Below are 23,560 nucleotides of genomic sequence, written 5' to 3'. Positions count from 1 at the left end.
TAAGGGAGCAGGCCGTGCTCGAATTGCATCGAAATTCGTTTCGTGTTGACCAAGAGATCAATCAGGCGCCGCCTTTTGGCGATCGAAGTCTTAGCCTGTCCGGATTCCTGGCAATATTCCGCCGAAACCGCTGGTTGGTGATAGGCTGCCTCGTCCTCGCCTGGGGCATTGGTGCGACCGTCTATATGACGTCTCCCAAGCTATACACGTCTAAGGCGCGCATGATGCTGGACGCGACGAGGTCAAAGTTCCTGTCGTCGCAGCAAGCCAGCGCGCCCGACGGGGTTTTGGATGCCATGACCGTCGAGAGCCAGGTCGAGGTGGTGCGATCGGAAGGCGTTGCGATTGCTGTCGCCAAGAAATTGGATCTTGCCAACGATCCTGACTTTACTTCGCCAAGCGGGTCTCCAGTGGCGACTGTTATCCGGTTTGTTGTTGGTCTTTTCACGGAATCGTCCGATCCGAGCGAAAGCCGAGTTTCGCGTGCTGCGGTCGATAATCTACTCGAGAATCTGACAGTCACTCGGGTTGGATTGACCTACGTCATCGAGATCAGCTTTCGCGCCCGCGATCCAAAGAAGGCTGCCGTCATCGCTAATGCGTTTTCGGATGCATATATCGCAGGTCAACTGGAAGCAAAGTATAGCGAAGCGAAAAGAGCGGCCGACTGGCTGCGTGAACGAATTGCTGAACTTCGGCAAGAGTCGTTCGTTGCTGAAAGCGCCGTGCAGGATTTCAAATCGCAGAATAATATCGTCGACACCAAGCAGGGCCTCATTAGTGAACAGCAATTAGGCGAACTGAACACGCAACTGGTGCTCGTCCAGGGGCAGGTTGCGGAGGCTAAAGCACGACTGGATCGTGTGAACGTGGTCATGACCGAAGGTGTCACTAACGCCGCGGTCGCAGATACGTTGAAAAGTGAAGTTATCAACCGAATGCGCCAACAATATCTCGATATGCAGCAGCAAGAAGCACAATTGTCGAGAAAGTACGGACGCGAACACGGAGCCGCCGTCAACCTGCGAAACGTGATGATTGGCCTCGAGCGGTCGATGGCTGACGAAGTAAGCCGCGTTGCCGAGGCGAATAAAAGCGACTACCAAATTGCCCTGCTACGTCAGCAAGCGATCACTGCAAACGTAAATACCTTGATCAAAGGCGAAGCGCTGACGCGTAAGGCGCAGGTGACCCTACGCCAGCTTGAAAGCACAGCGCTGAGCTATCGCGCGATTTTTGACTCGTTCCTCCAAAAGTATGTGCAGTCGAATCAACAAACCTCGGTTCCTTCCACGGAAGCGCGCGTTATCACGATTGCGACGCCGCCAGAAAAGAAGAGCAATCCAAAGGGCGGCATCATTCTTGGTATCGCAAGCGCGCTTGGCTTGATGGCCGGCGCAGCCGCTGCTTTTGGACGCGAGGCACTCGATCGGACGTTCCGCTCGACTGAGAGTGTCGAGTCGACGCTACGCGTTTCTTGTTTCGGAGCTTTGCCGTTCGTAGCGGGGAGGAAATTGCGCAGGTCGGGACCGAAGATACTAGGTTTGGGAGAGCCTAAGACTGATGCTCCGGCCCGCGACCTCGACCCAGGCGAGTCAATTGCGCGCTACGTCATTAATGATCCATTCTCGCGCTTTGCTGAAACGCTTCGCACGATCAGGGTCGCTGCTGATCACGCCGGATTGATCGGGAAGTCGAAGGTCATCGGCGTTGTTTCAGCGATGCCTGAAGAGGGGGCAACCACAATTGCTGCTAATCTCGCTCATTTGGTAGCGCATGCAGGCAATCATGTGTTGCTAATAGACGGCGGTCTGAGGGATGCCGGCCTGACGCGTGCGCTGGCTCCAGCGGCGGCAACCGGACTACTCGATGCGATCGGATGTCCTGAAGATACCAATGAATTTTTCTGGCAAGATGGTGAAACGGGATTGAAGTTCCTGCCAGCGATAACGCAGGAAAGACCGATCCACACGGCGGAGAAACTCTCGTCGGTCGGGATGGATTTGTTGCTGAAGAAGGCCAAGGAGAACTTCGATTACATTATCATCGATTTGCCGCCGCTAACCAAAGCGGTGGATGCCAGGGCCATCAGCCCTCTGATCGAAAAATTCGTCTTCGTTGTGGAGTGGAGAAAGACCTCGTACGACGAAGTCATTGGTGCCCTGTCTACGGCACCAATGGTCTATGAGAAAATGCTAGGCGTTGTGCTTAATAAAGCGGCATCCTGATAGTATCATTTGAGAGTTCGTCGGGTGAACTGTGCTTATTCGATTGGCATGAACCCGCGGTGCTCTCTGGCTCATTGGAGTCTCTCACCTCTGCTCTCAAGACTTCCAATGATATCAGTATGTTATTTTTGGTTTTCCAGCCATAAGCATTCGTTAATCGTCTTTGGTCATCATCGATTAACCGATGTTGCCTGAAATCCTCCATTCCCAATAAAAAAGCACTGGTAGTTCAAAGGGGTTGGACGAGTCTGACCTGCCTTGGTACGGCATCTGCAGGCTATTGTTCAGAAATGCGTTTGCGTTCTTGCCAATAAGGCTGCCCGTTTGATGAAGATGTCTACGCCAACCAATTCCGAGGGCGGTTTACGGATTACGCTTTTCTCCAACTGCGCGCGGCCTCGGCCTGTGTTGGCAGGGCTGGCATTTGTCTCGTTACTGTTGGGAGGCTGTGCGGGCGGAGTGCTTCCGTCCAGTGGTCCTCCGTCAGCTAGGGTCTTCAAGGAGTCGGTCGACACCGTTGGTAACCCCAATTCGACCGTCGGCTATGTTGTAGTTAACCTCCGCCCCGAGGTGGTTACGCATTTGAATTCCGAAGATGGCGGGCGGCTCTTTAGCAACATGCGGGGACGCGCGAAGACGAGTGTTGCGCTTGGAATCGGCGATGTCGTCAGCATCACAATTTATGAGGCCCAGCGCGGCGGTTTGTTCACGTCGACCGAAGGCAATGCCGCGCCTGGCAACGCTGTGGAGCTGCCACGTCAGCAGGTCGACCTGGCCGGCAACATCACCGTGCCTTATGCTGGCGCCATCAAGGCTGCGGGCCGGTCACCGCAGGATGTGCAGCTTGAGATCAAGAGTAAGCTAAGCGGCCGTGCGATTGATCCTCAGGTCCTTGTTTCGGTCGCGGATCGAATCTCCAACAGCATCAGCGTTCTTGGCGAGGTGAATACGCCCGCTCGTATTCCGATCGAACCTGGTGGCATCCAGCTGCTGCCAGCGCTTGCCCGGGCGGGCGGCACAAAGGCACCGGCGTTTGAAAGTCTCATTTCGATCCAGAGAGAAGGGAAAATCGACAGCGCGCTGCTCGTTGCTGTAAATGAACGGCCCGACAACAATATTCAGCTTCGTCCCGGTGATGTCGTGACGGTTACGCGTCGTCCGCGCTACTTCTTGGCTTTCGGCGCGACTGGTCAGACAACAACTCTTGGGCCCCTGGATCGTCGCTTCCCGTTCGACTCGTACCGTATGTCTCTCGGAGACGCTCTCGCCAAGGCCGGCGGTCTTCAAGATGACCGCGCGCAGGCGGCAGCTGTATTTCTCTATCGATTTGAGTCGCGCCAAGCACTTGAGCGCATGGGCGTAGACGTCAGCCTGCATCCCGGCCCGCTTGTCCCGACAGTGTATCGGGCAGACCTCGAAGATCCATCAGGTTACTTTCTCATCTCGGATTTCATCATGCGTGATCGGGATATGATCTACGTTTCGAACGCGCCCTCTGTTGATTTCCTGAAGTTTATCACTCTTATCCGATCGGTCCCGCAGACCGTATCCGACTACAGGGTGGCTGCGGAAGCTCGCTTCTGATTCTTTGAAATCACGCGCATCAGATGCACGCTCGCCCCATGTGTCCAAAACATGGGCGCCTACCGCGAATGCTAACAAGATTTTGCGCCGCGGAATCGAATATTCTGGACTCTTGGTGTAGTTTTGTTAGTTCGATAGTTGCCTCACAAAATTTAGCTTGGGACGCATTAATGTTCTGCTTAGGCAGCGAGAGCTGACATGAGCGTCATCATGATGCTGATTATAATCAACGGGCTGGCTGGCTTTGCGCTCGGTCTGCTTGGACGGAGCGGCATCGCAATTTTTGCGCTACTTGGCTCGATGCTTTTCTCAGCAATTGTACTCTCAGCTAATGTCGAAGGCCAGATTGTCTGGAAGACGCTTCTTTGCATGTTCACCGGGCAAGCCGCGTTTCTGTTGGCTTCCGTGTTCGTCTTCTTGCGGAGCAATAAGCGCCGTTCTTCCGAAATTCCTTTATCGCAAGATGTCGCAATCAAGGAAGCAAAGCGGTGGGAGAAGAAGCCCGCTAGCAAGACGCATTAGCTGTTGGAGACAACCGCAGGCATACCGTCGAGGCGCTAGGAAGTTATCGAACAAGCCGGTTAATCTGGAGCGGAGCCGGTGCAACGATCCGCTTACTCCAGCGTCGCATCCGAAGCAATTCTCCGCCTCCGCATCCGACAGCGGGTACCATTGCCGCAATAGCAACGCCTTCAGCATCACCAGTGGATCATGGGCCGCCGGCCTGCACCCTCGAACTTCAATCGCGCCAGCAGCGACACCAGTGCTTCCGCAAGGCTCAGTTTATCCCGCTCCGCCATCGTCCTCCTTCGATCCATGCCTCTCAGCATCGAATCACAGAATGACAATTTTGGAACGACTCCCAGGAGGGAACGGCCGAGCCGAGGCGCGATCGAGTTCGCAACAGATGGACCGTGATGAGCCCCAGAACGCACGCCGAATCTCTGTCGGAAATCAACGATCCGCCAAATCGTGGGTTCCAATTCACTATCAATTCTCGTCGCCTAAAATTGTCACCGCGAATTGGCCTGCAGTGCCTTCGTATCCAATACTCGACAATGACGCCCGTTACTCAGTCGCCTGTTCCGTCCACCGGCGATGAGCGATGAAAATATTCGCCGTCTCTGTGGTAGATCAACAGCGGCACATTCGAGGTTTACAAGGTGGCTCGGCTCGCCGCTCCACGACCCGCTTACCGCGAAAGCGTTGGGTGAACGGGCAGCATCTGCGGCGCTGCACGTCTTGAGATTAACCTGCTCAGATCAGCTTCAGCCCCTTCAAACTCGAATGGCCGTGTTTGCCGACGATGATGTGATCATGCACCGCGATGCCGAGCGGTGCGGCAACATCGATCACGGCCTTGGTCATCTGAACATCGGCCTGTGATGGCGTCGGATCGCCGGATGGATGGTTGTGCACCATGATGATCGCTGTCGCGGATAGTTCGAGCGCGCGCTTCACGACCTCCCGCGGATAGACCGGTGTGTGATCGACGGTGCCGACCTGCTGGACCTCGTCCGAGATCAACTGGTTGCGCTTGTCCAGGAACAGAATACGGAACTGCTCCTTGTCGGCGAAGGCCATGGCCGTGCGGCAATAGTCGATCACCGTGGCCCATGACGACAATGCGGTGCGCTGTTTCAATTGCCCCTTGGCGACGCGGCTGGTGGCAGCGGCGATCAGCTTGATCTCGGTGATGGCGGCTTCACCGAGGCCGTCGACCTCGCGCAGCCGCGTGTCCGGGGCATGCACCGTCTCAGCGAAGGAGCCGAATTTCGTGATCAGCGATTTCGCCAGTGGCTTCACATCCCGGCGCGGCAGCGCACGGAACAGCACCATTTCCAGCAGCTCGTAGTCGCTCAGCGCATCGGCGCCGACGCTCCGAAAGCGTTCCCTCAGTCGCTCCCGATGGCCATGATAATGTGGCGCTTCGGCAAGACCCGGCGGCACAGTCGGATCGATGGGGCTGACGGGCATGTGGCGCAAACGCTCGCATGGACACTATTCGCGAGCATGCCGTGCCCGGCTACATTTGCAACCAGAAAGTGTCTGTAGCGCTGCGGCGATTTGAAGTTTAGGCGGCGGGCGTCGGCGGCTGTTCGTTATGCCGCTTGGACAGCGTGAAAATCTCAACGCCGGTGGCGGTCACGCCAACGGTGTGCTCGAACTGCGCCGACAGCGACCGGTCGCGGGTCACGGCGGTCCAGCCGTCGGACAGAACCTTCACATGCGGTTTGCCGAGATTGATCATCGGCTCGATGGTGAAGAACATGCCGGGGCGCAAGGTCACGCCTTCGCCAGGGCGGCCGACATGGATGATGTTCGGCTCGTCGTGGAACATGCGGCCGAGGCCATGGCCGCAAAAATCGCGCACCACGCTCATCTGCTGCGGTTCGACGAAGCTCTGGATCGCATGGCCGATGTCGCCGGTGGTATTGCCGGGCTTGACCACGGCGATGCCGCGCATCAGCGATTCATAGGTGACCTCGACCAGACGCTCAGCCTTGCGGGCGAGTTCGCCGACGCCATACATGCGGCTGGAATCGCCATACCAGCCCTCGACGATGAAGGTGACGTCGACATTGACAATGTCGCCTTCTTTCAGCGCGCGGTCGCCGGGCATGCCGTGGCAGACCACGTGATTGATCGACGTGCAGGTCGAATAGCGATAACCGCGATACATCAGCGTGGCCGGAAAGGCGCCATGGCTGAAGGCGAATTCGCGGACGAAGTCGTCGATCGCCGAGGTCAGCACGCCCGGCTTCACCAGATCGGTCAGCTCGTCGAGACACTGCGACACCAGCGCGCCGGCCTTGCGCATGCCGGCAAAAGCGGCGGGACCATGCAGCTTGATCTGACCGGTTTTGCGCTGGGAGGTTTCGGAGGCTTCGACGTAGCTCATCAGGTGATCTTGCCAGGCAGGATGCGACGGGAATGCGTGATTTGAGGCCCCAATTTAATGGCTGGGGCGGTCAGCGCAAGCCAAAGCAGCCTCTCCAGGACCTCATTGCTCGGTCCCCACGCCAGCCATATTCATGGCTGAATCGGCACTCGGCCGGCCAAAACGATGCTGCCGTGGTCGATCCGGCAGGTATAGGCGATGGCTTCGACGCCTGCGGTGCAGGCTTTGTCGAAGGCGCGGCCATAGGCCGGGTCGATATCCCGCGCCAGCGCAAAAGCCGTGGATGAGCCGATCTGGACCACGAACAGCATCATGGCCCGGGCGCCTGTGGCAACCATGGCGGCCAGTTCGTCGAGATGACGGGCGCCGCGTGCGGTGACGGAATCCGGGAACTCTGCCAGTCCGAGCTGGCGCATCATGTGGACGTTCTTGACCTCGACATAGCAGGGCGGCCGCGACGGGTGTTCCAGCACGAAATCCACCCGCGATGCCGCACCATATTTCACCTCGCGGCGGATGGTGTCGTAGCCGGCGAGTTCGGGGATTGCGTTCGCCGCCAGCGCCTCGGCGACAATGGCATTGGGGTGCATTGTATTGACGCCGACCAGTTCCGGGCCATTGCCGAAATCGGCTTCGATCAGCTCCCACGAAAAAGGCAGCTTGCGGGTCTTGCTCGGCGACTTCGACAGCCAGACCCGCGCGCCGGCCGCCTGCAGGCCGAGCATCGCGCCGGGGTTGGCGACATGGGCGGTGATAATGCTGCCATCGGCGAGCTCGACATCGGCAAGGAAGCGCTTGTAGCGCCGCAGCAGCGTCGCCGGAACCAGATCGGCCTGTAGCTTCATCAGAACTATTCCGGACCGGATGCGACTTCGACAATGGTTTCGACCGGTAGTGCACCGCCACGGATCTTCAGCTCGCGGACCGGATAGGGCACCCGGATGCCCTCGCGCTTGAAGGCATCCCACAGTCCCAGCATGACCTCGCTCTTCACGGCATCCATGCCATCGGGCGAGTCGATCCAGAAGGTCAGTGAGAATTTCATGCCGGCTTCGGCGAATTCAGTGAGGATGCAGTTCGGCGTCTTGGCCGTATTGGCCCGTGGCGATGCCGTTGCGACGTCAATAGCCAGCTTGCAGACGATGCGCGGATCCGCATCGTAATTGGCGCTGAAATTGACCTTTACCAGCGTGTCCTTGTCCGTATAGGTCCAGTTCACCACCTTCTGGGTAATAAGGTCCTCGTTGGGGATCAGGAACTCGCGGCCGTCGCCCGCGGCGACCGAGATGTAGCGCGTATTCATCGCACTGATGCGGCCGGAGCTGTCGCCGATGGTGACGAGGTCGCCGGGCTTCACCGATTTATCCGCCAGCAGGATCACGCCGCTGATGAAATTGGCGACGATTTTCTGCAGGCCGAAACCGATACCGACACCGACCGCGCCGGAGAACACGGCAAGGGCCGAGAGATTGATGCCGACCGCACCCATGACGAGAGCGACGGCGAACACCATCAAGAGCAGGCGCACCAGCTTGATCAGCAGGACCTGGATCGAAGGGGTCAGATCGTGGGACTGCCTGATGCGGCCTTCGAGAAAATTGCTGGCGATGTTCGAGAGCCATAGCGCTACCGCGAGCAAGACGCCGAGCTTGATCAAGAGCAGCGGGGTCAGCCGGAGGCCGCCGAGATCAATCCCGTTCGCATCCAGCATGGTGATGGTCGGCTGCAACTGGCCGACAATGCTGAGCGCCGCCACGAGCCAGGCCGAGATCGACACCAGCCGGACCAGGAATTCGTTACGGATCACGCTGGTGACAAGCCGGATCACCAGCCAGGCGAGTGCAAGCTTCGCGGCCATTGACAGCAAATAGCTGCGGCTCGGCCATGTCACGCTCAGCATGATCACGCGGTCGAGGGTCATCAGGATCGCAAAGGCCGCGGTGGCCGCGCTGCCGACGAGAATACGCATGAACATGCGCAGTGGCGCCGGCCAGCCCATCGCCAGCGAGGTCATATCGACCCGCGAGCGGATTGCGGCCCCGATGGCGAAGGCAATGCCGCCACCGGCCATCATCAATCCGAGCTGCAGATAGAACCACGGCGAGGTTACCTCGGCGCCGAACGATCGTGCGGTTGCCAGCACGAATTCGTGGGTGTCGGTCAAGTCAAGCATCGCGCGGCTCTCGTTGTCGTGAATGTATCGTGTGGTGTGGAATCATCGCTGGACGGCGTATTTGATTCGGATGGGCAGAGATTCACACAAGCACCACGTCGGCGCCATCGAGCGGAGCTTCTGCCTTGAGTAATTCCCGAGAAATATACCTGCAAATAGGTATCACGCAGAAAACGTTTGGCGTCTCGGGATGACGACGATAAGCATGGATTTACAAGTATTTCCGGCCTCGGAGCCTCATGGCGTCACTTGATTCCGTCAGCATTGCCATCCTTCTCGGCGCAGTTCTGGTCATGGCCGGCATCCTGTCCAGCCTGCTCGCGCTTCGCTTCGGCGCGCCCTTACTGCTGTTCTTCCTGTTTATCGGCATGGTGGCCGGCGAAGCGGGCCCCGGCGGACTGCGGTTTGACGATGTCCATACAACCTATGTGGTCGGCTCGGTTGCACTCGCGCTGATCCTCTTCGACGGTGGGTTGAAGACACGATTTCAGGCCATTCGCGCGGTGCTGGCCCCGTCGATGGTGCTGGCCACGATTGGCGTGTTGTTGACGGCGTTGATCACGGCACCGGTCGCCAAATATGCCCTCGACCTGAACTGGACCCAGGCGCTGCTAACTGGCGCGGTGGTGGCTTCCACTGACGCGGCGGCTGTTTTTCTGCTGGTCCACGCGCAAGGCCTACGCCTTAGGCCGAGGGTTGGCGCGACGCTGGAAGTTGAGTCCGGAACGAACGATCCGTTCGCCGTCTTTCTGACCCTGACGCTGGTCAAGCTTCTGTCGCTGGGGGACGCCTCTGCCGGTCACGTGGCAATGGAATTTGTTCAGGAAGCCGTGCTGGGCACCCTGATTGGCGTCGTCGGTGGCCGGCTGGTTGTCCTGGCCATGAATCGCGTGGCGTTGCCGCAGGGGTTGCATGCGCCTTTCGTCTGCACCGCGGCTTTGGTGATCTTCGGGCTGGCCCAGATCGCTCACGCCTCGGGCTTTCTGGCGGTCTATCTTGCCGGCATCATCATCGGCAATCGTCCGACACGGGCGCATAATTCCGTGGTGACGTTCCTCGACGCTGCGACGTGGCTGGCGCAAATCGTGATGTTCGTGATGCTCGGTCTTCTGGTGTCGCCGGAGCGGCTGGTGGGCAGCATCATTCCGGCGGTCGGCGTTGCCCTGGTTCTGATGTTCGTGGCGCGCCCGGTTGCGGTCTTCCTGTGTTTGCAGCCCTTCCGCTTCAACTGGCGCGAAAAGATGTTCGTTTCGTGGGTCGGCCTGCGCGGTGCCGTCGCAATCTTCCTCGCCTCGATCCCGATGCTGGTTGGTCTGCCCAAGGCGTCGCTGTATTTCGACGTCGCTTTCGTGGTCGTGATCATCTCGCTGCTGTTCCAGGGATGGACGCTGGCTTTTGCCGCCCGGAAGCTGCATGTCGCTCTGCCGCGCACCGACAGGGGGCCGCGCCGCATCGAACTCGATTTGCCAGGTCAGCTCGAACAGCAATTGGTCGGCTATGCCGTGCGCCCGAAGAGCCTCTACCTGAAGCGCAACCTCATTCCGTCGTGGTCGAAGCCGACGCTGGTTATTCGCGATGAGCGCATCCTGACGCCGGCGGAGGCCGAGCCTGTTACGGCCGGCGATTACATCTATCTGTTGGCGCCACCGGAAAAGGCGGAGGCGCTGGATCGCTTCTTTGTCGACATGCCGCCGAGTACAGCGCCGGACCCGCATCTGCTTGGTGATTTCATGGTGTCTGGCGAAATCACTCTCGGCGATCTTGCGGCGATCTACGGCATCGCCGTCGATCCAGCCCAGGCATCGCTGACGCTGGCGGATTATTTCGATATCCATCTCGATCATGCGCCGACCGTTGGCGCCGCCTTGCCGATCGACAGCATCGATCTTGTCGCGCGCAGTCTTGGTGGCGGACGCGTCAACGTGGTTGGCCTGCGTCTGCCCGAAGATGAAGATCCCGCGCCGCCGAAGTTGACACGCAGGCAAGCCCTCAAGGCGAAATTGAAACGAGGCTGGACCACGCTGTCCGGCGCCTGATTGGCTCAGGCTGCCGGGATGATACGCGGCAGGATCTCGGTGCCACCGAAGGCCGCGACACGGCCGCGCTTCAGCATCACGACCTGCGTCGCCAGTTGCCGCATCTCGTCGGCATCGTGACTGACGAAGACCATCGGCACATCGCCTGCATCGCGCAGCCGCTTGAGGTAGGGCAGGATCTCCGCCTTCCGCTCCTCGTCGAGCGCACCCATCGGTTCGTCGAGCAGTAGCAGCCGCGGTTGCGATAGTAGCGCACGTCCCAGCGCGACGCGCTGGCGTTCGCCGCCCGAGAGGCCGCCGGGACGGCGATCAAGCAGATGTCCGATATCAAGCATCTCTGTAATGCGTGTTTCCTCAGCGGGATCGCGTGTCAGACGGTTCATCCGGCGACCGTAATCGAGGTTCTGTGCGACGCTCAGATGCGGAAACAGTCGCGCATCCTGAAACACGTAGCCGATGCGGCGCCGATGCGGCGGGACGTGGATGCGCGCGCTGCCGTCATAGAGCACGTCACTATCCACGGCGATGATGCCGCGATCCGGCTGCACGAGGCCGGCAATCATGCTGACCAGCGAGGTCTTGCCCGCACCTGAGGAGCCGAACAGGCCCGTCACGCGGCCTTCGCTGGTGAAGGCGACGTCGACTGAAAATTCGCCGAGTTGTTTGAACACATCAACGCGCAGCACGATCAGTTTCCGTGCAGCCGTTGCGTCGCGCGGCGCGCGAACCATTCCGAAGCGATAAGCGCCAGCACAGCGATGCCGATGGAGATCATCACCAGACGTGAGGCTGCCGCGTCACCGTCGGGCGTCTGGATCAACGAGTAGATCGCGGAGGAAATCGTCTGGGTCTCGCCGGGAATGTTTGAAACGAAAGTAATGGTGGCGCCGAATTCTCCGATGGCCTTGGCAAAGCCGAGCACCATGCCGGCCAGGACGCCGGGCAGCGCCAGCGGCAGGGTCACGGTCGCAAACACCTTCCAAGGCGATGCGCCGAGCGTGCTCGACGCCTGTTCGAGCCGCCGGTCAACCGCTTCAATCGAGAGCCGGATCGGCCGCACAAGCAGAGGGAACGACATCACGCCGCATGCAAGCGCGGCACCCGTCCAGCGAAAGGCGAAGACGATGCCGAGATGTTCGGCGAGCCAGGCGCCGAGAAGGCCGCGTTTGCCGAGCAGCAGCAGCAGCAGATAGCCGGTGACGACGGGCGGCAGCACCAGCGGCAGATAGATTATGGCGTCGATGATCGGCTTGCCCCAGAAATCACGCCGCGCGAGCAGCCAAGCGACGCCGATTCCAATCGGCGTCGAGATCAATGTCGCGATCACGGCGACCCTGACTGAAAGCAGGATCGCCGTCCATTCTTCAGGGGAGATGTCGGACACGTGTCAGGACGTCGGCTTGACCAAGAACGTGAAGCCGTACTTCTCAAGAACCGTCTTTGCGGCCGATGACCTCAGGAAGGTCAGGTAGTCGGCAGCTTCGGTCTTCGCGGTGGTGGTCGCCGCGACCGGATAGATGATCGCCGGGTGCGAGTCCGAGGGGAAGGTGCCGATGATCTTCACGCCCGGATCGATCTTGGCATCGGTCGCATAGACGATGCCAAGCGGAGCTTCACCGCGTGAGACCAGCGTCAGCGCAGCGCGCACGCTCTCGGCCATGGCGAATTTCGACTCGGCGGCGGTCCAGCTGCCGAGCTTCTCAAGCGCGGCCTTTGCGTATTTGCCGACCGGGACCGACTTCACATCGCCGGTGGCGATCTTGCCGTCACCGGCGAGCTTGGCGAGATCGAAGCCTTGACCGATGGTGACGTTGTCGAGCTTGGCGTCCTTTGCGGCGATCAGCACGATGCTGTTGCCGAGCAGGTCGGTGCGCGTGGCGACGTTGATGTTCTTTTTGCCGATGGCGTAGTCCATCCAGTCGGTGTCGGCGGACACGAAGACGTCGGCCGGCGCGCCCTGTTCGATCTGCTTGGCGAGCGCCGAGCTTGCAGCATAGCTGGCGGTGATCTTCACGCCGGTCTTGGCAGTGTAGGCGGCATCGAGCTCGTCGAGCGCGTTCTTCATCGACGCTGCGGCGAACACGGTGAGGGTTTTGTCCTGCGCATGGGCAGGCGTGAAGGTCGATCCGAGCAGGATCGAGAACGCAGCGAAAAGTCCGGCAAAACGGTTCATGTGGCGCTCCATGCGTGAGCACAGCGCAAAGTGCGCGCAACTCAGGCGTTGGTTGGGTGGGACATGCGACAGGCGGAAGCGCCGTTCCGGCAATCCCGAGGACTTACGGTCCGCAGGGATATCGCTGGGGAATAATATCAGGCTGGCCAAGGGGGTAAAGGCCCTTGGGCGCGGAGGCCTCTAAGGCTGCCGTCACTCGGACGGCAGCACGGCCAAGCTGATGGTGTTTTCAGTCACGCCGCTGACCTGGATCACAAACGGACCTGCCGCAAGATCGTACTTCATGGTCTTGCGGATGCCGGCGCAGTCGGTCGCGCCGCTGAACTCCATCGGCTTCAGGATTTCGCCATCCTGGACCACGTCGACCCACGCCGCCGCCGACAGGCTGACGGTGTATGTGCCAGCCTTCGGCGCCTTCTGGAAGCGCGCAAAGCCTGCAAATGTGCCGTCTTTCGGCTTTCGCTCTGGAGACGTCGGCAGCTTCGCCTCAGCGGGTGTCTTCAAATCAAGGATCGCTGCGGCGGGAATTGCGAGGTCGGCGCCAGAGGCAATCTTGAGGCGATCTTGCGCCGTCAGTGCGGCGCGCTCCTTGTCGATCGGCCACTTGAACTTGTCACAGCCGCTGGGCTCGGCAGCCCATGCAGGCGCCGAACCGAGCAGTATGAGCGCGACAATCAGACGCGCATACATGATCAATCCACCGCGATCATGACGTCGGAGGCTTTCACCACGACGATGCATTTGCCGCCGGCCTTGAGCGCCAGATCGTCAACGGCTTCGTTGGTGATCGACGAGGTCACGACCTGGCCGCCGCCGATGTCGACGCGGACATGCGAGGTGGTCGCGCCCTTGGTCACTTCGAGGACGGTACCCTTGATCTGGTTGCGTGCACTGATGCGCATGTTGGATCTCGCAGGATTGGGCCGGGCAGCTGACAGCCGCGGCTGATATGGAAGGAGTGCGGGAGGGGCGTCCGTTGTTGATCGTCGGCTTACGGCACAACGATGGCGTGTTCTAACCCGGTTTCACGACAATGCGATAGCCAGTCGGCCGATCACGGTGCCGTCAGAACCTGTCGGCACGCAGCCGGCATTTCTGCGAGCGTCATCGGCGGCTTCGGCTTGGGCGGAACCGGCGGCGGTTTCGGATGCAGTACGGCATCGCTGAACCAGTAAGCCAGATCGCCGGCGCTGCAGCCCTCGGAATCAGTCGGCGGTGGCTGGGCTTCGCATTCGGCACTGCCGACCGGGCATTTGATGCGGACATGGAAATGATAATCATGGCCGTACATCGGCCGCACCTTCGACAGCCAGCTGCGGTCGCCTTTGGCCTCGCGGCACAGCGCCTTCTTGATGGCGGCGTTGACGAAGATGCGCTCCACGCTGGGCTCCACCGCCGCGGCGCGGATCACCGGCAGATGGGACGGCGTCCAGGTAGTCGGATCGATGTCGAGCCGGTCGTGCCGCACCATCATCACCGCCGACATCTCCTCGCGCTCGTTGCGCGAGAGCTGGCGGTTCGGCATCGGCGTCAGCCAGATATCGGCATCAAGCCCGACCTGATGGCTGGCATGGCCTGTGATCATCGGGCCGCCGCGCGGCTGCGACATGTCACCGACCAGGATGCCTGGCCAGCCGGCGTTCTTGTTAGCCTTGACCGATAGCCGCTCCAGCAGCTCGACGAGTTGCGGATGCGCCCAGTTGCGGTTGCGCGATAGCCGCATCACCTGCCAGGTCGGCCCGTTGATCGGCAGCGCTTCGGCACCTGCGATGCAGCCCTTGGCGTAGAAGCCGACCACGCGCACCGGCGATTTCGTCGGCAGCACCTTGCGGCCGAATAGTTCTTTGGCGCCGATGGCCGGGTCGTTCGGATTGGCCAGCGGCGGCAGCGGTTTCAGATCGACGCTGCCTTTGGTTTGCGCCAACGCCAGCGGCGTTGAAGCAATGACGGCGGGCAGGAATATGAGGCTGAGAATCAGGCGAAGGCTCATGCCGCGACTATAGCTGAAGCTGTCGATGAGGTGAGTGACCTGCGGCACGCATGATTTTAATGCGCGGGTAACCATGTCTGACGCTGGCGCTTTTTTTTGCGTTTGGGTTTGCTGGTCCTCCCGTTGCGACCGGCTCAGTCGTTTTATCAGCGTTTCGAGCCGCTTGCGTCTCTCACTTGGCGGGGATGATCGCGCGTGACCCGGTAACATCCAGACATGGGTAACCATAGGCCCACGGCTTTTGCCTGTTGTGAAGGCACGGGATGTGTACAGGCGCGCAGTTCAGACGGTAATCGGTTGCTGTGAACGGGCATTGATACCGTTTTTTCAGACACTTCTTGCACATATTGTCACACGCGCGTTGCGAGTGGATCATTGATGCCGAAGTTCCGGCCTGAAGCGAAAAAGAAAGCGAAAGCCGGACTGGCGTCTCGGATCACCCGGCCGAGCCGGGCGATCGCGGCTGCACCGAAACTGGCGCCGAAAAAGGGTCTTGTCAGCGGTCCCATTCGCGAGATCGTGCGCCAGCGTGCCCAGGCCGAGGCGGCGATCGCGGAAGCCCGCAAATCCCACGAGCGTCTGCGCGAGGCGATCGACATCCTGCCGCAAGGCATCGTGTTTCTCGATTCCGACGGGCGCTACATCCTCTGGAACAAGAAGTACGCGGAAATCTACAACCGCAGCTCGGATCAGTTCGTGCCGGGTGCGCGTCTGCAGGACACGATCCGCGTCGGTGTCGAACGCGGCGACTATCCTGAGGCCATCGGTCGCGAGGACGAATGGATCGCGGAACGCGTCGCCAAGCTGTTCCATCCAGGCGAACGTCACGAACAGGTTCTGGCCGATGGCCGCGTCGTCCTGATCGAAGAGCGGCTCACCGAAGACGGCGGTGTCATCGGTCTGCGCGTCGACATCACCGAGCTGAAACAGCGCGAGGCGTCGTTCCGCCTGCTGTTCGAGAGCAATCCGGTGCCGATGATCGTCTGTGCGCTCGATGACGAACGCATCCTCAGCGTCAACGACGCTGCGATCGAACATTACGGTTACACGCGTCCGGAATTCGAGAAGCTCACCATCCGCCAGTTGCAGGCTTTCGAGGCCGCCCCGCCCTGGGTCGGCGATCACGCCAATGACGAGCAGGCCGCGCGAACCTGGAAACACGTCAAGGCCGACGGCTCGCTGATCGATCTGGCGATCTATTCGCGGCACCTCGTCTACAACGAGGAGCCAGCCGTGATGCTGGCGCTGATGGATATCACGGAGCGCAAGCGTGCCGAGATGCGGCTGGCTTTCATGTCGCATCATGATGGCCTCACCGGCCTGCCAAATCGCAACCTGCTGCGCCAGCGTCTCGACGAGGTCCTCGCACATACCCGGCGCACCGGCGAGAAGGTCGCGGTGCTGTTTCTCGGCCTCGACAACTTCAAGGGTGTCAACGACACGCTCGGCCATGGTATCGGCGACAAGCTGCTGCGCGGCGTGGCGCGGCGGTTGCGGTCGTCGTTGCGCGAGGAAGACGCGCTGGCGCGGCTGAACTCGGACGAATTCGCCATCATCCAGACCGGCATCAACCGTCCCGAGGATGTCGTGCTGCTGGCGCGCCGGCTGCTCGATGCCGTCGGTGAGACCTATCTGCTCGACGGTCATTCGGTGGTCATCGGTGCCAGCATCGGCATCGCGATGGCGCCGAGCGACGGCGACGAATCCGAGCGGTTGCTCAAGAACGCCGACATGGCGCTGTCGCGCGCCAAGAACGACTCGCGCGGCACCTTCAGCTTCTTCGAGTCCGGCATGGACGCTCGCGCGCAGGCGCGCCGCAAGATCGAGATCGATCTGCGCTCCGCCATTCAGGACGATCAGCTCCGGCCCTTCTACCAGCCGCTGATCGATCTCAAGACCGGCCGCATCACCGGCTGCGAGGCGCTGGTGCGCTGGCCGCATGCGGAGCGCGGCATGATTTCCCCGGCGGATTTCATCCCCGTTGCGGAAGACACCGGCCTGATCAATGCGCTCGGCACGCAGATCCTGCGCCGCGCCTGCAATGAGGCTGCGCGCTGGCCCGATGAAGTGCGCGTCGCAGTCAATCTATCGCCGCTGCAGTTCCGCGTCGGCAATCTGCTCTCGGTGGTGATGGATGCGCTGAAGCATTCGGGACTGCCGCCGCGGCGGCTTGAGCTTGAAATCACCGAGACGCTGCTGCTGGAAAAGAGCAATCAGGTGCTGGCGACCCTGCACGCGCTGCGCGCGCTCGGCGTGCGCATCTCGATGGACGATTTCGGAACCGGCTATTCGTCGCTGAGCTATCTCAGAAGCTTTCCGTTCGACAAGATCAAGATCGACCAGTCCTTCGTGCGCGATCTCGGCTCCAATCGAGACGCGCAGGCCATCGTGCGTTCGATCATCAGCCTCGGCATGGGCCTCGGTGTCACCATCACGGCGGAAGGCGTCGAGACCGAATCCGAACTCGCCTGCCTGCGCAGCGAAGGCTGCCATGAAGGGCAGGGCTTCCTGTTCAGCCGGGCGCGGCCGAATGAGGAGATTGTCGAGCTGCTGCGCGCTCAGGCCATTGCTGCGCCGGATGCGGAACTGTCCGTCCGCGCGCAGGTCGCATAAGGCACGCGCCGATCTCCGCTTCGGCGAGGGCGCGGACGACCCTTCATCCCGTTTCCCATTGCGAGAATGGAGCGCCGGGAGGCGCCAGGGGTTTGCGAGACCCCTTGAGGCTAGCCTTGCAAGGGCCGGCCCGCACGTCAGCACCGGCGGGATTGCGAGTCCCGCAGGGAAGACGCGCGCGTTACGACATCGGTGGGGGTGCGAAGCCCGCCGAGCGAACGCTGCGCCTCCCGGCGCTCCACCAGCAGCTGCCCGGATGACCGGGTCGCCGCTGCAGTCTGATCGACGCTGTGTGTCATGAGCACGCAGCAATCGAGCAGGCTGGAAGCGAGGTAACTCAATCTAGGACTAAAGTCAATACCAGTTTAAGCTCGGAGGGATGCCGAAAAATCCCTAGTTGGAAATCTTCGCTTTCGAGCGCTTCACGATATTTTCCATCCGCGCAGAATCCTTGGCGATAACAGCTCCGAACTGATCGGGCTTGTCCGCGATCACGGTCAAACCAAGGCCTTCCAGGCGAGCCGAAACAGTTGAATCTCGCAACGCCTCCACGATCGATGTGTTGAGCTTCTCAATCACGTCCTTGGGGGTCGCCGATGGAGCGACAAAGCCGTACCAGTTGCCCGCGAGGAGATCGGGATAGCCTGCCTGCGGTGACGTCGGCACATTGGGCAGCTGTTTGCTTGGTTCAGGCGCGGTCACGACGATGGGCCTCAGCGCTCCGCTTTGTACCTGCTGGACCGTGTTCGACAGATTATCGCACATCATGGACACCTGACCACCGATGACATCCTGAAGTGCCGGAGCTGCGCCCTGATACGGGATGTGGACGGCATCGATGCCTTCGAGCACCTTCAGCGTCTCGCCGCACAGATGGCTCGTGCTGCCGATACCGGCTGACGCAAATGTCAGCTTGCCCGGCTCGGCCTTGGCCAGCGCCACCAGTTCCTTCAGCGAGTTCGCCTTGACCGAAGGATTGACGACCAGGATGTTCGGCGTCGAAGCGCCATTGGTGATGGGCGCGAAATCCTTTTCGGAATTATAGGCGGGCTTTTCATAGATCCACGGATTGATCGCCATCATGCCGGTTGTCGCGAGCAGAATCGTATAGCCATCCGCCGGCGACGCGGCGACGCGAGCCGCCCCGATCGAGCCGTTGGCGCCGCCGCGGTTCTCGATGATCACGGTGACGCCGAGCGACTTCGACATCAGCGGAGCCACTAGTCGTGGAATCGCGTCCGCCGTGCTTCCAGCCGGATAAGGGACCACGATTGTGATCATTTTTTCCGGAAAGCCGGCCGCTGCCGCGCCGGGCACGCCCAAGGCGACAGGCGCTACCAGCGCCGCCAAAAGAAACGTCGTCCACTTCATCCGTAAATCCTTGCTTGGCATTCTGAAACTCCTGCATGACATCTTGGGAACCATGGTGTTGGCTCCTCCAGGCTTACTGGCGCTTCCACTGCCGCGGTTCTTATCCAGCCGAGTGACCGGTTGCCGTCGACATCGTCTCAGAGAGAGTTGCTGATCACCCCGGGCGGTGCTCAGCCACATGCAACGCACCGGCCCGCTCAAGCGAGTCGAGCATCGCGATCCGGCGCAATAGCGCTCGTGCCTTTTCCGGATCGGCGGCTGCTGCGCGAATGTCGTCGCGGAAACGCGCGCGATCGGCTTCGTCTTTCGCTTCGAGGTTCTTCTTGTTGCGGATGGTGTCGCCCTGAATGGCCTGCATCGTGACCGTCCGGCGCTGCAGATCGTAATCGGCGAGAATGCCCTCATCAGCGGTGCCGTTGATGACTGGACCCAGCTTCGCGGTCAGGTTCAATGCATCATGAATGCCGCCATTCATGCCCATGCCGCCGAGCGGGTTGTTGATATGGGCGGCGTCACCGGCCAGAAACGTGCGGCCTTTCTGGAAATTCGCGGCGACGCGCTGGTGCACACGATAGAGCGTGGTGTGGAGGATGGGGGCGTCCAGCTCTGCGGGAACGATCCGCCGGATCGACGCCGTCACATAGGCTTCGGACAGTGCTTCCTCATCGGATGTTTCCGCGGCCACCGGCATCATCACGCGCCATGCGCCGAGGATACGCAGAAGGAAGTACCAGCGTTCGGGATCGGCGACATAGCTGACCGATGAGACGCCCGGCCGAAGCGCGGTGAAATCGACCGGTGTCGTCATCACGAGGAAACGCTCGGGCCAGGTGAAGCCCTCGAATTCCATGTCCTGGCTGCGGCGGACGATGCTGTTCGCACCATCGGCGCCGATCAGCCAGGCGCATTCATGCGGGGTGTCGTGGCCGTTGGCCGTGACCACCACCTTGACGGTATCGCTGGTCTGCTCGACCGATTTAACCTCGCTGCCGAACGCGATCGAGAACAATGGATTGCCGGACAGGGCGTCCAGAATGATGCGTGTGAGCTTGAACTGTTCGGCTTGCAGGCGGAACGGATGCCGCACCAGATCGGAGATCGCCGCGAAATCGAATGTGCCGAGCACACCGTCCTCGGACGAACTGTACTGGACCGTCGGTGCCTTCAGCCCCTGTGCAATCAACGTGCTGGCGAAACCGAGATCGTCGAGCATGTCCAGCGTGGGCGGATGGAACGTCGATGCGCGCGACTCGCTGCTCAGCGCGTCGTTCTTCTCGAGCACCAGAACCGGAATGTTCTGCCGCACCAGATCTGCGGCAGCCACCATGCCGACCGGCCCTGCACCGGCGATGATGACGGGAAGCTTCGCATTACTCATATCAAGACCTCTTGCGGGGATTTCAGGGAGCATCGGCTCTGATCTGCGGCCCCTCTAAGAGGCTGCCGTCATCGTCTCTGTGGCTCTCAGGCGGGATCGTAGTAGTGCATTTCGAGAAGCAGGCAGCCGCCCTCGGATTTGAACGGACCATGCCACGCGCCTGGCGGTCTGACGGCGTAGGTGTAGCCGGCGAACGGCGTGCCGCCTTGCCCGTTCTCGTCATTGCCAACGATCAGGTCGCCGGAGACGAGAAAGACTTCTTCCCAGTGGTCGTGAACGATCTGCTGTGTGGTGAAGAGACCCGGAGGGAACTTCAGCAATCGCGTCCGGCTGCCGCGTTTGTTCGCGGTATCGAGCGATCCGGACAGGATCTTCTCCAGCGCGCCCGACGCGGGATCGTAGCCCTCGGGCAATTGCCAGCCGCTCTCCATGTCGAGCGTGTGGAATTCGTCATGCAATTTGTTGACTGCCACTGATGTGCTCCTTGAAGTTGATGACCGAAGCACCTGTGCGGGGCACCGCGCTGCAGTCTGCATGTCTTGAGACCGTTGCCGGGGCGTGACCTCGCCAGAGGTCGCCGCCCGCCATGACTTTTGTCATCCGCGGGGAGATTGTTGCCTTGTGCTTAGGCGTGCAAACAATTTAATCTGCGGACATCTTGCGTTTTTGGAATGAACTATGCGCCGCAGAATACCGAGCCTCGGCGCGCTGATGGCGTTCAGCGCGGCTGCCAAACACCTCAGCGTCACGCGTGCCGCCAGCGAACTCGCGCTGACCGAAAGTGCGGTGTCGCGCCAGATTGCGCAGCTGGAGACGCAGCTCGGCGTGAAACTGTTTCATCGGATCAAGAAACGCATCACGTTGACGCGGGCAGGGGCGGCCTACAGCACCCGCGTGGCGCAGACGATCGAGCGGATCGAGCGCGATGCGCTCGAGATCATGGGCTATGAGGCCGACGGCATGGTTCTGGACGTCGCGGCGCTGCCCACTGTCGGCGCCCAGTGGCTCATTCCGCGCCTGCCGGACTTCTATGCGCGCCATCCCGGCGTCGCCGTCAATGTGAGCGCGCGCAACACGCGCTTCTTCTTCAGCGAGACCGCGCTCGATGGTGCGCTGTACTTCGGCGAGCCGGACTGGCCGGGCACGCAGGCCGACTATCTGTTCGATGAAATTCTTCTGCCGGTCGGATCGCCGACGCTGATCGGCAGGCGCGGCGAATTGCCGCCGAGCGAGGTCGCCGAGCTGCGGCTTCTGCATCTCGTCACACGCGCCGATGCATGGCGTCGCTGGTTCGATGCTGCGGAGCTCGGCGGCACGAATGTGATCCGTGGGCCGCGTTTCGATATCCAGTCCACTTTGATCAGCGCGGCAAGCTCGGGCCTTGGTGTTGCCCTGCTTCCCGAATTCCTGATTTCCGACCAACTCAGGTCGGGCAAATTGAAGGTGTTGTCGAGCCTGACCCTGAAAAGCGTCGGCTCGTACTATTTCGCCTGCCCGGAGGAGAAAGCCGGGAATCCTTTGCTGCAGGCATTCCGGGCGTGGTTGCTGTCGCAAGCCCAGGCGTCTGCGCATCCCGGCTCCTCGCCAGGAGCTTTGCCAAAAGTGACTGGTCGCCTCGCGGATCGACGCAGCGCAACGACCGCAGGTGGCAATGGATAATGATTGTGGGCTCTACCGCGCGCTCTCGTTGAGAGTCCAGTAACAGGTCTCCGGTCTGAACCGCGGCGTCTACCGGCAGCACGTGCTTTTGGACGATACCGGCGCGCAGCATGCACTGGCTTCCTTCTGCGCCTCCAGCCAGCGGTCGCGTGGCTTGCAACTCGCCGGACGCGGGGCAAGCGCCACCGTGAGAACGTCGCCCTGTATGCGCGGGGTATCCGCGCAGTGTAGTTGCATCGGCGCGATGCCATCGCTCACTTCGAAAGTCAGTCGCGCATTGATATCGAGAGCGACATGGTCGGAGACTTTCCGGATGATGGCGGCGAATTTAGCCGCCGTCATATGGGTCCGGCCACTTTCGACGATGTCCCACAACTGTACGAAGATCTCCGACCACGCTTCGGGATTGCCGCCGCAATCAAGTGCGGAAAAGGCGCCCGCCTTGACTTCGGTGATGTGGTAGCCCGCCTGAATGCTGTGACCGCTATAGGTGAACACCAAAGGCAATGCCGGTGCCGCGTCGCAGGCGGCGAGGAGCGCCCCGATGCTGATGTCGTCGGCGGTGATCTGCGGCGAAGGCGGAATTTCCGGCTTGGCAAGGTCCAGCATCGATGTTACTCCATGATTCGATATTTTTAGGATTATTGAAATATGGAAGAACGTCAAGCCCTGTCGGCTTTCGCAGCGCTGTCCCAGGAGACACGGCTTCGCATCGTGCGCCTGCTCGTGCAGGCCGGTCCCGCCGGGATGCCGGCCGGCGCCGTCGCGGAGGCTGCAGGCGTGTCGGCCTCGAACGTGTCCTTCCATCTGAAGGAGCTGACCCAGGCTGGCCTTGCCAGCGCGAAGCGGGAGGCCCGCTCGATTGTCTACACCGCCGATTACGACGCCCTGTCGGGCCTCATCCAGTTCCTGATGCGGGATTGCTGCGCGGGTCATCCCGACATCTGTATGCCGGCCACGGCGTCCGCATGCACCTCGGACAGCAAGGAGCTGTCACGTGCCTGATAGCGTCGACGTCATCATCTATCACAACCCTGATTGCGGTACCTCGCGCAACACGCTGGCCATGATCCGCAATGCCGACATCGAGCCACACATCATCGAGTATCTGAAGACACCGCCGTCGCGGGTCCTGCTCGTTCAATTGCTCGCGCGCGCCGGCATGTCGGTGCGCGACATCCTGCGTGAGAAGGGAACGCCCTATGCCGAACTGGGCCTCTCCGACACCAGTCTGACCGACGCGCAGTTGCTCGACGCCATCGAAGCCCATCCGGTTCTGATGAACCGCCCGATCGTGGTCTCGGCGCTGGGCGTGAGACTCTGCCGGCCATCCGAAGCGGTTCTGGACATCATGCCCACTCCGCAGCTTGGCGCGTTCTCGAAAGAGGATGGCGACCGGGTCGTGGATGCGAGCGGCCAGCGGATCGCAGGACAACGTCATGACCAGTGAAGT

General features: G+C 60.8%; 22 protein-coding genes. 8 read left to right on the top strand and 14 right to left on the bottom strand.

What is annotated here, in order from left to right:
* Positions 1–14 precede the first annotated feature (14 nt).
* The 3 genes from AC1DUY_RS25380 to AC1DUY_RS25370 all read left to right on the top strand — a co-directional run bounded on the left by AC1DUY_RS25380 (position 15) and on the right by AC1DUY_RS25370 (position 4,334).
* Positions 15–2,228 (top strand): Wzz/FepE/Etk N-terminal domain-containing protein, encoded by a 2,214-nt coding sequence (locus AC1DUY_RS25380; RefSeq protein ID WP_478117916.1) that lies wholly within the window; start codon positions 15–17, stop codon positions 2,226–2,228.
* A 582-nt stretch (positions 2,229–2,810) separates the two neighbouring features.
* Positions 2,811–3,812, top strand: a complete 1,002-nt coding sequence (locus AC1DUY_RS25375) for a polysaccharide biosynthesis/export family protein (RefSeq protein ID WP_158550426.1) — start codon at positions 2,811–2,813, stop codon at positions 3,810–3,812.
* A gap of 198 nt (positions 3,813–4,010) precedes the next feature.
* Positions 4,011–4,334: a hypothetical protein gene (locus tag AC1DUY_RS25370; RefSeq protein ID WP_315841130.1), complete on the top strand. Its 324-nt coding sequence runs from the start codon at positions 4,011–4,013 to the stop codon at positions 4,332–4,334.
* A 735-nt stretch (positions 4,335–5,069) separates the two neighbouring features.
* Here the strand turns inward: AC1DUY_RS25370 and radC are convergent.
* The 4 genes from radC to AC1DUY_RS25350 form a co-directional block, all read right to left on the bottom strand.
* The gene (gene radC / locus AC1DUY_RS25365) at positions 5,070–5,789 is read right to left on the bottom strand and encodes a RadC family protein (RefSeq protein WP_441231394.1); all 720 of its coding nucleotides are present in this window, start codon (positions 5,787–5,789) and stop codon (positions 5,070–5,072) included.
* Positions 5,790–5,886: 97 nt separating this feature from the next.
* The gene (map, locus tag AC1DUY_RS25360) at positions 5,887–6,714 is read right to left on the bottom strand and encodes a type I methionyl aminopeptidase (RefSeq protein ID WP_120288215.1); all 828 of its coding nucleotides are present in this window, start codon (positions 6,712–6,714) and stop codon (positions 5,887–5,889) included.
* A gap of 131 nt (positions 6,715–6,845) precedes the next feature.
* Positions 6,846–7,559: a DNA/RNA nuclease SfsA gene (gene sfsA / locus AC1DUY_RS25355; protein ID WP_441231395.1), complete on the bottom strand. Its 714-nt coding sequence runs from the start codon at positions 7,557–7,559 to the stop codon at positions 6,846–6,848.
* Between the two features lie 5 nt (positions 7,560–7,564).
* Positions 7,565–8,887, bottom strand: a complete 1,323-nt coding sequence (locus AC1DUY_RS25350; protein ID WP_441231396.1) for a mechanosensitive ion channel family protein — start codon at positions 8,885–8,887, stop codon at positions 7,565–7,567.
* A 239-nt stretch (positions 8,888–9,126) separates the two neighbouring features.
* On the opposite strand from AC1DUY_RS25350, the gene AC1DUY_RS25345 reads away from it, so the two are divergent.
* Positions 9,127–10,923: a potassium/proton antiporter gene (locus AC1DUY_RS25345; protein ID WP_093759886.1), complete on the top strand. Its 1,797-nt coding sequence runs from the start codon at positions 9,127–9,129 to the stop codon at positions 10,921–10,923.
* Positions 10,924–10,928: 5 nt separating this feature from the next.
* On the opposite strand, the gene modC is transcribed toward AC1DUY_RS25345, so the two are convergent.
* The 6 genes from modC to mepA all read right to left on the bottom strand — a co-directional run bounded on the left by modC (position 10,929) and on the right by mepA (position 15,086).
* The gene (modC, locus tag AC1DUY_RS25340) at positions 10,929–11,609 is read right to left on the bottom strand and encodes a molybdenum ABC transporter ATP-binding protein (RefSeq protein WP_068733910.1); all 681 of its coding nucleotides are present in this window, start codon (positions 11,607–11,609) and stop codon (positions 10,929–10,931) included.
* A 2-nt stretch (positions 11,610–11,611) separates the two neighbouring features.
* A complete protein-coding gene (modB, locus tag AC1DUY_RS25335) occupies positions 11,612–12,307 on the bottom strand; it encodes a molybdate ABC transporter permease subunit (RefSeq protein ID WP_068733848.1) in 696 nt (231 codons plus the stop codon).
* A 3-nt stretch (positions 12,308–12,310) separates the two neighbouring features.
* Positions 12,311–13,096 carry a molybdate ABC transporter substrate-binding protein gene (gene modA, locus AC1DUY_RS25330; protein WP_309947960.1) on the bottom strand — a complete coding sequence of 262 codons (786 nt, stop codon included), beginning with the start codon at positions 13,094–13,096 and terminating at the stop codon, positions 12,311–12,313.
* A 192-nt stretch (positions 13,097–13,288) separates the two neighbouring features.
* Positions 13,289–13,786, bottom strand: coding sequence for a hypothetical protein (locus AC1DUY_RS25325; protein ID WP_231078305.1), 498 nt, complete (start codon positions 13,784–13,786; stop codon positions 13,289–13,291).
* 2 nt (positions 13,787–13,788) lie between these two features.
* Positions 13,789–13,998, bottom strand: coding sequence for a TOBE domain-containing protein (locus AC1DUY_RS25320; protein ID WP_089262895.1), 210 nt, complete (start codon positions 13,996–13,998; stop codon positions 13,789–13,791).
* 152 nt (positions 13,999–14,150) lie between these two features.
* A complete protein-coding gene (gene mepA / locus AC1DUY_RS25315) occupies positions 14,151–15,086 on the bottom strand; it encodes a penicillin-insensitive murein endopeptidase (RefSeq protein WP_439079161.1) in 936 nt (311 codons plus the stop codon).
* Positions 15,087–15,464: 378 nt separating this feature from the next.
* Here mepA and AC1DUY_RS25310 point away from each other — a divergent pair, with 378 nt between their 5' ends.
* Complete coding sequence (locus AC1DUY_RS25310) at positions 15,465–17,699, top strand: putative bifunctional diguanylate cyclase/phosphodiesterase (RefSeq protein ID WP_092140036.1); 2,235 nt, start codon at positions 15,465–15,467, stop codon at positions 17,697–17,699.
* A 393-nt stretch (positions 17,700–18,092) separates the two neighbouring features.
* On the opposite strand, the gene AC1DUY_RS25305 is transcribed toward AC1DUY_RS25310, so the two are convergent.
* The 3 genes from AC1DUY_RS25305 to AC1DUY_RS25295 all read right to left on the bottom strand — a co-directional run bounded on the left by AC1DUY_RS25305 (position 18,093) and on the right by AC1DUY_RS25295 (position 20,921).
* Positions 18,093–19,070, bottom strand: a complete 978-nt coding sequence (locus tag AC1DUY_RS25305) for a Bug family tripartite tricarboxylate transporter substrate binding protein (RefSeq protein ID WP_176454493.1) — start codon at positions 19,068–19,070, stop codon at positions 18,093–18,095.
* A gap of 154 nt (positions 19,071–19,224) precedes the next feature.
* Positions 19,225–20,448, bottom strand: coding sequence for an FAD-dependent oxidoreductase (locus AC1DUY_RS25300; RefSeq protein WP_478117908.1), 1,224 nt, complete (start codon positions 20,446–20,448; stop codon positions 19,225–19,227).
* 86 nt (positions 20,449–20,534) lie between these two features.
* A complete protein-coding gene (locus tag AC1DUY_RS25295) occupies positions 20,535–20,921 on the bottom strand; it encodes a cupin domain-containing protein (RefSeq protein WP_068733870.1) in 387 nt (128 codons plus the stop codon).
* Between the two features lie 205 nt (positions 20,922–21,126).
* Here AC1DUY_RS25295 and AC1DUY_RS25290 point away from each other — a divergent pair, with 205 nt between their 5' ends.
* The gene (locus tag AC1DUY_RS25290) at positions 21,127–22,107 is read left to right on the top strand and encodes a LysR substrate-binding domain-containing protein (protein WP_478117906.1); all 981 of its coding nucleotides are present in this window, start codon (positions 21,127–21,129) and stop codon (positions 22,105–22,107) included.
* Positions 22,108–22,176: 69 nt separating this feature from the next.
* Here AC1DUY_RS25290 and AC1DUY_RS25285 read toward each other — a convergent pair whose 3' ends face one another.
* On the bottom strand, positions 22,177–22,716 hold the full coding sequence (locus AC1DUY_RS25285) for a DUF6428 family protein (protein ID WP_478117904.1): 540 nt from the start codon (positions 22,714–22,716) through the stop codon (positions 22,177–22,179).
* A gap of 42 nt (positions 22,717–22,758) precedes the next feature.
* Between AC1DUY_RS25285 and AC1DUY_RS25280 the strand changes: the two genes are divergently transcribed.
* Complete coding sequence (locus AC1DUY_RS25280) at positions 22,759–23,112, top strand: ArsR/SmtB family transcription factor (protein ID WP_089262883.1); 354 nt, start codon at positions 22,759–22,761, stop codon at positions 23,110–23,112.
* Positions 23,105–23,557: an arsenate reductase (glutaredoxin) gene (gene arsC, locus AC1DUY_RS25275; protein ID WP_478117901.1), complete on the top strand. Its 453-nt coding sequence runs from the start codon at positions 23,105–23,107 to the stop codon at positions 23,555–23,557. The genes AC1DUY_RS25280 and arsC overlap by 8 nt, the downstream gene beginning before the upstream one ends.
* Positions 23,558–23,560 lie beyond the last annotated feature (3 nt).

The sequence above is a fragment of the Tardiphaga sp. P4_G1 genome, from assembly GCF_056401215.1.
This window is presented reverse-complemented; position numbering and strand designations above follow the sequence as displayed.

Excerpts from the sequence above, each read along its gene's own strand:
- AC1DUY_RS25305 (WP_176454493.1), bottom strand. The coding sequence starts at position 19,070 with ATGAAGTGGACGACGTTTCTTTTGGCGGCGCTGGTAGCGCCTGTCGCC.
- AC1DUY_RS25325 (WP_231078305.1), bottom strand. The coding sequence starts at position 13,786 with ATGTATGCGCGTCTGATTGTCGCGCTCATACTGCTCGGTTCGGCGCCT.
- AC1DUY_RS25280 (WP_089262883.1), top strand. The coding sequence starts at position 22,759 with ATGGAAGAACGTCAAGCCCTGTCGGCTTTCGCAGCGCTGTCCCAGGAG.
- map (WP_120288215.1), bottom strand. The coding sequence starts at position 6,714 with ATGAGCTACGTCGAAGCCTCCGAAACCTCCCAGCGCAAAACCGGTCAG.
- AC1DUY_RS25285 (WP_478117904.1), bottom strand. The coding sequence starts at position 22,716 with ATGCTGGACCTTGCCAAGCCGGAAATTCCGCCTTCGCCGCAGATCACC.
- AC1DUY_RS25350 (WP_441231396.1), bottom strand. The coding sequence starts at position 8,887 with ATGCTTGACTTGACCGACACCCACGAATTCGTGCTGGCAACCGCACGA.
- AC1DUY_RS25345 (WP_093759886.1), top strand. The coding sequence starts at position 9,127 with ATGGCGTCACTTGATTCCGTCAGCATTGCCATCCTTCTCGGCGCAGTT.
- AC1DUY_RS25370 (WP_315841130.1), top strand. The coding sequence starts at position 4,011 with ATGAGCGTCATCATGATGCTGATTATAATCAACGGGCTGGCTGGCTTT.
- modA (WP_309947960.1), bottom strand. The coding sequence starts at position 13,096 with ATGAACCGTTTTGCCGGACTTTTCGCTGCGTTCTCGATCCTGCTCGGA.
- AC1DUY_RS25310 (WP_092140036.1), top strand. The coding sequence starts at position 15,465 with ATGCCGAAGTTCCGGCCTGAAGCGAAAAAGAAAGCGAAAGCCGGACTG.
- AC1DUY_RS25300 (WP_478117908.1), bottom strand. The coding sequence starts at position 20,448 with ATGAGTAATGCGAAGCTTCCCGTCATCATCGCCGGTGCAGGGCCGGTC.
- AC1DUY_RS25320 (WP_089262895.1), bottom strand. The coding sequence starts at position 13,998 with ATGCGCATCAGTGCACGCAACCAGATCAAGGGTACCGTCCTCGAAGTG.
- sfsA (WP_441231395.1), bottom strand. The coding sequence starts at position 7,559 with ATGAAGCTACAGGCCGATCTGGTTCCGGCGACGCTGCTGCGGCGCTAC.
- AC1DUY_RS25290 (WP_478117906.1), top strand. The coding sequence starts at position 21,127 with ATGCGCCGCAGAATACCGAGCCTCGGCGCGCTGATGGCGTTCAGCGCG.
- mepA (WP_439079161.1), bottom strand. The coding sequence starts at position 15,086 with ATGAGCCTTCGCCTGATTCTCAGCCTCATATTCCTGCCCGCCGTCATT.
- radC (WP_441231394.1), bottom strand. The coding sequence starts at position 5,789 with ATGCCCGTCAGCCCCATCGATCCGACTGTGCCGCCGGGTCTTGCCGAA.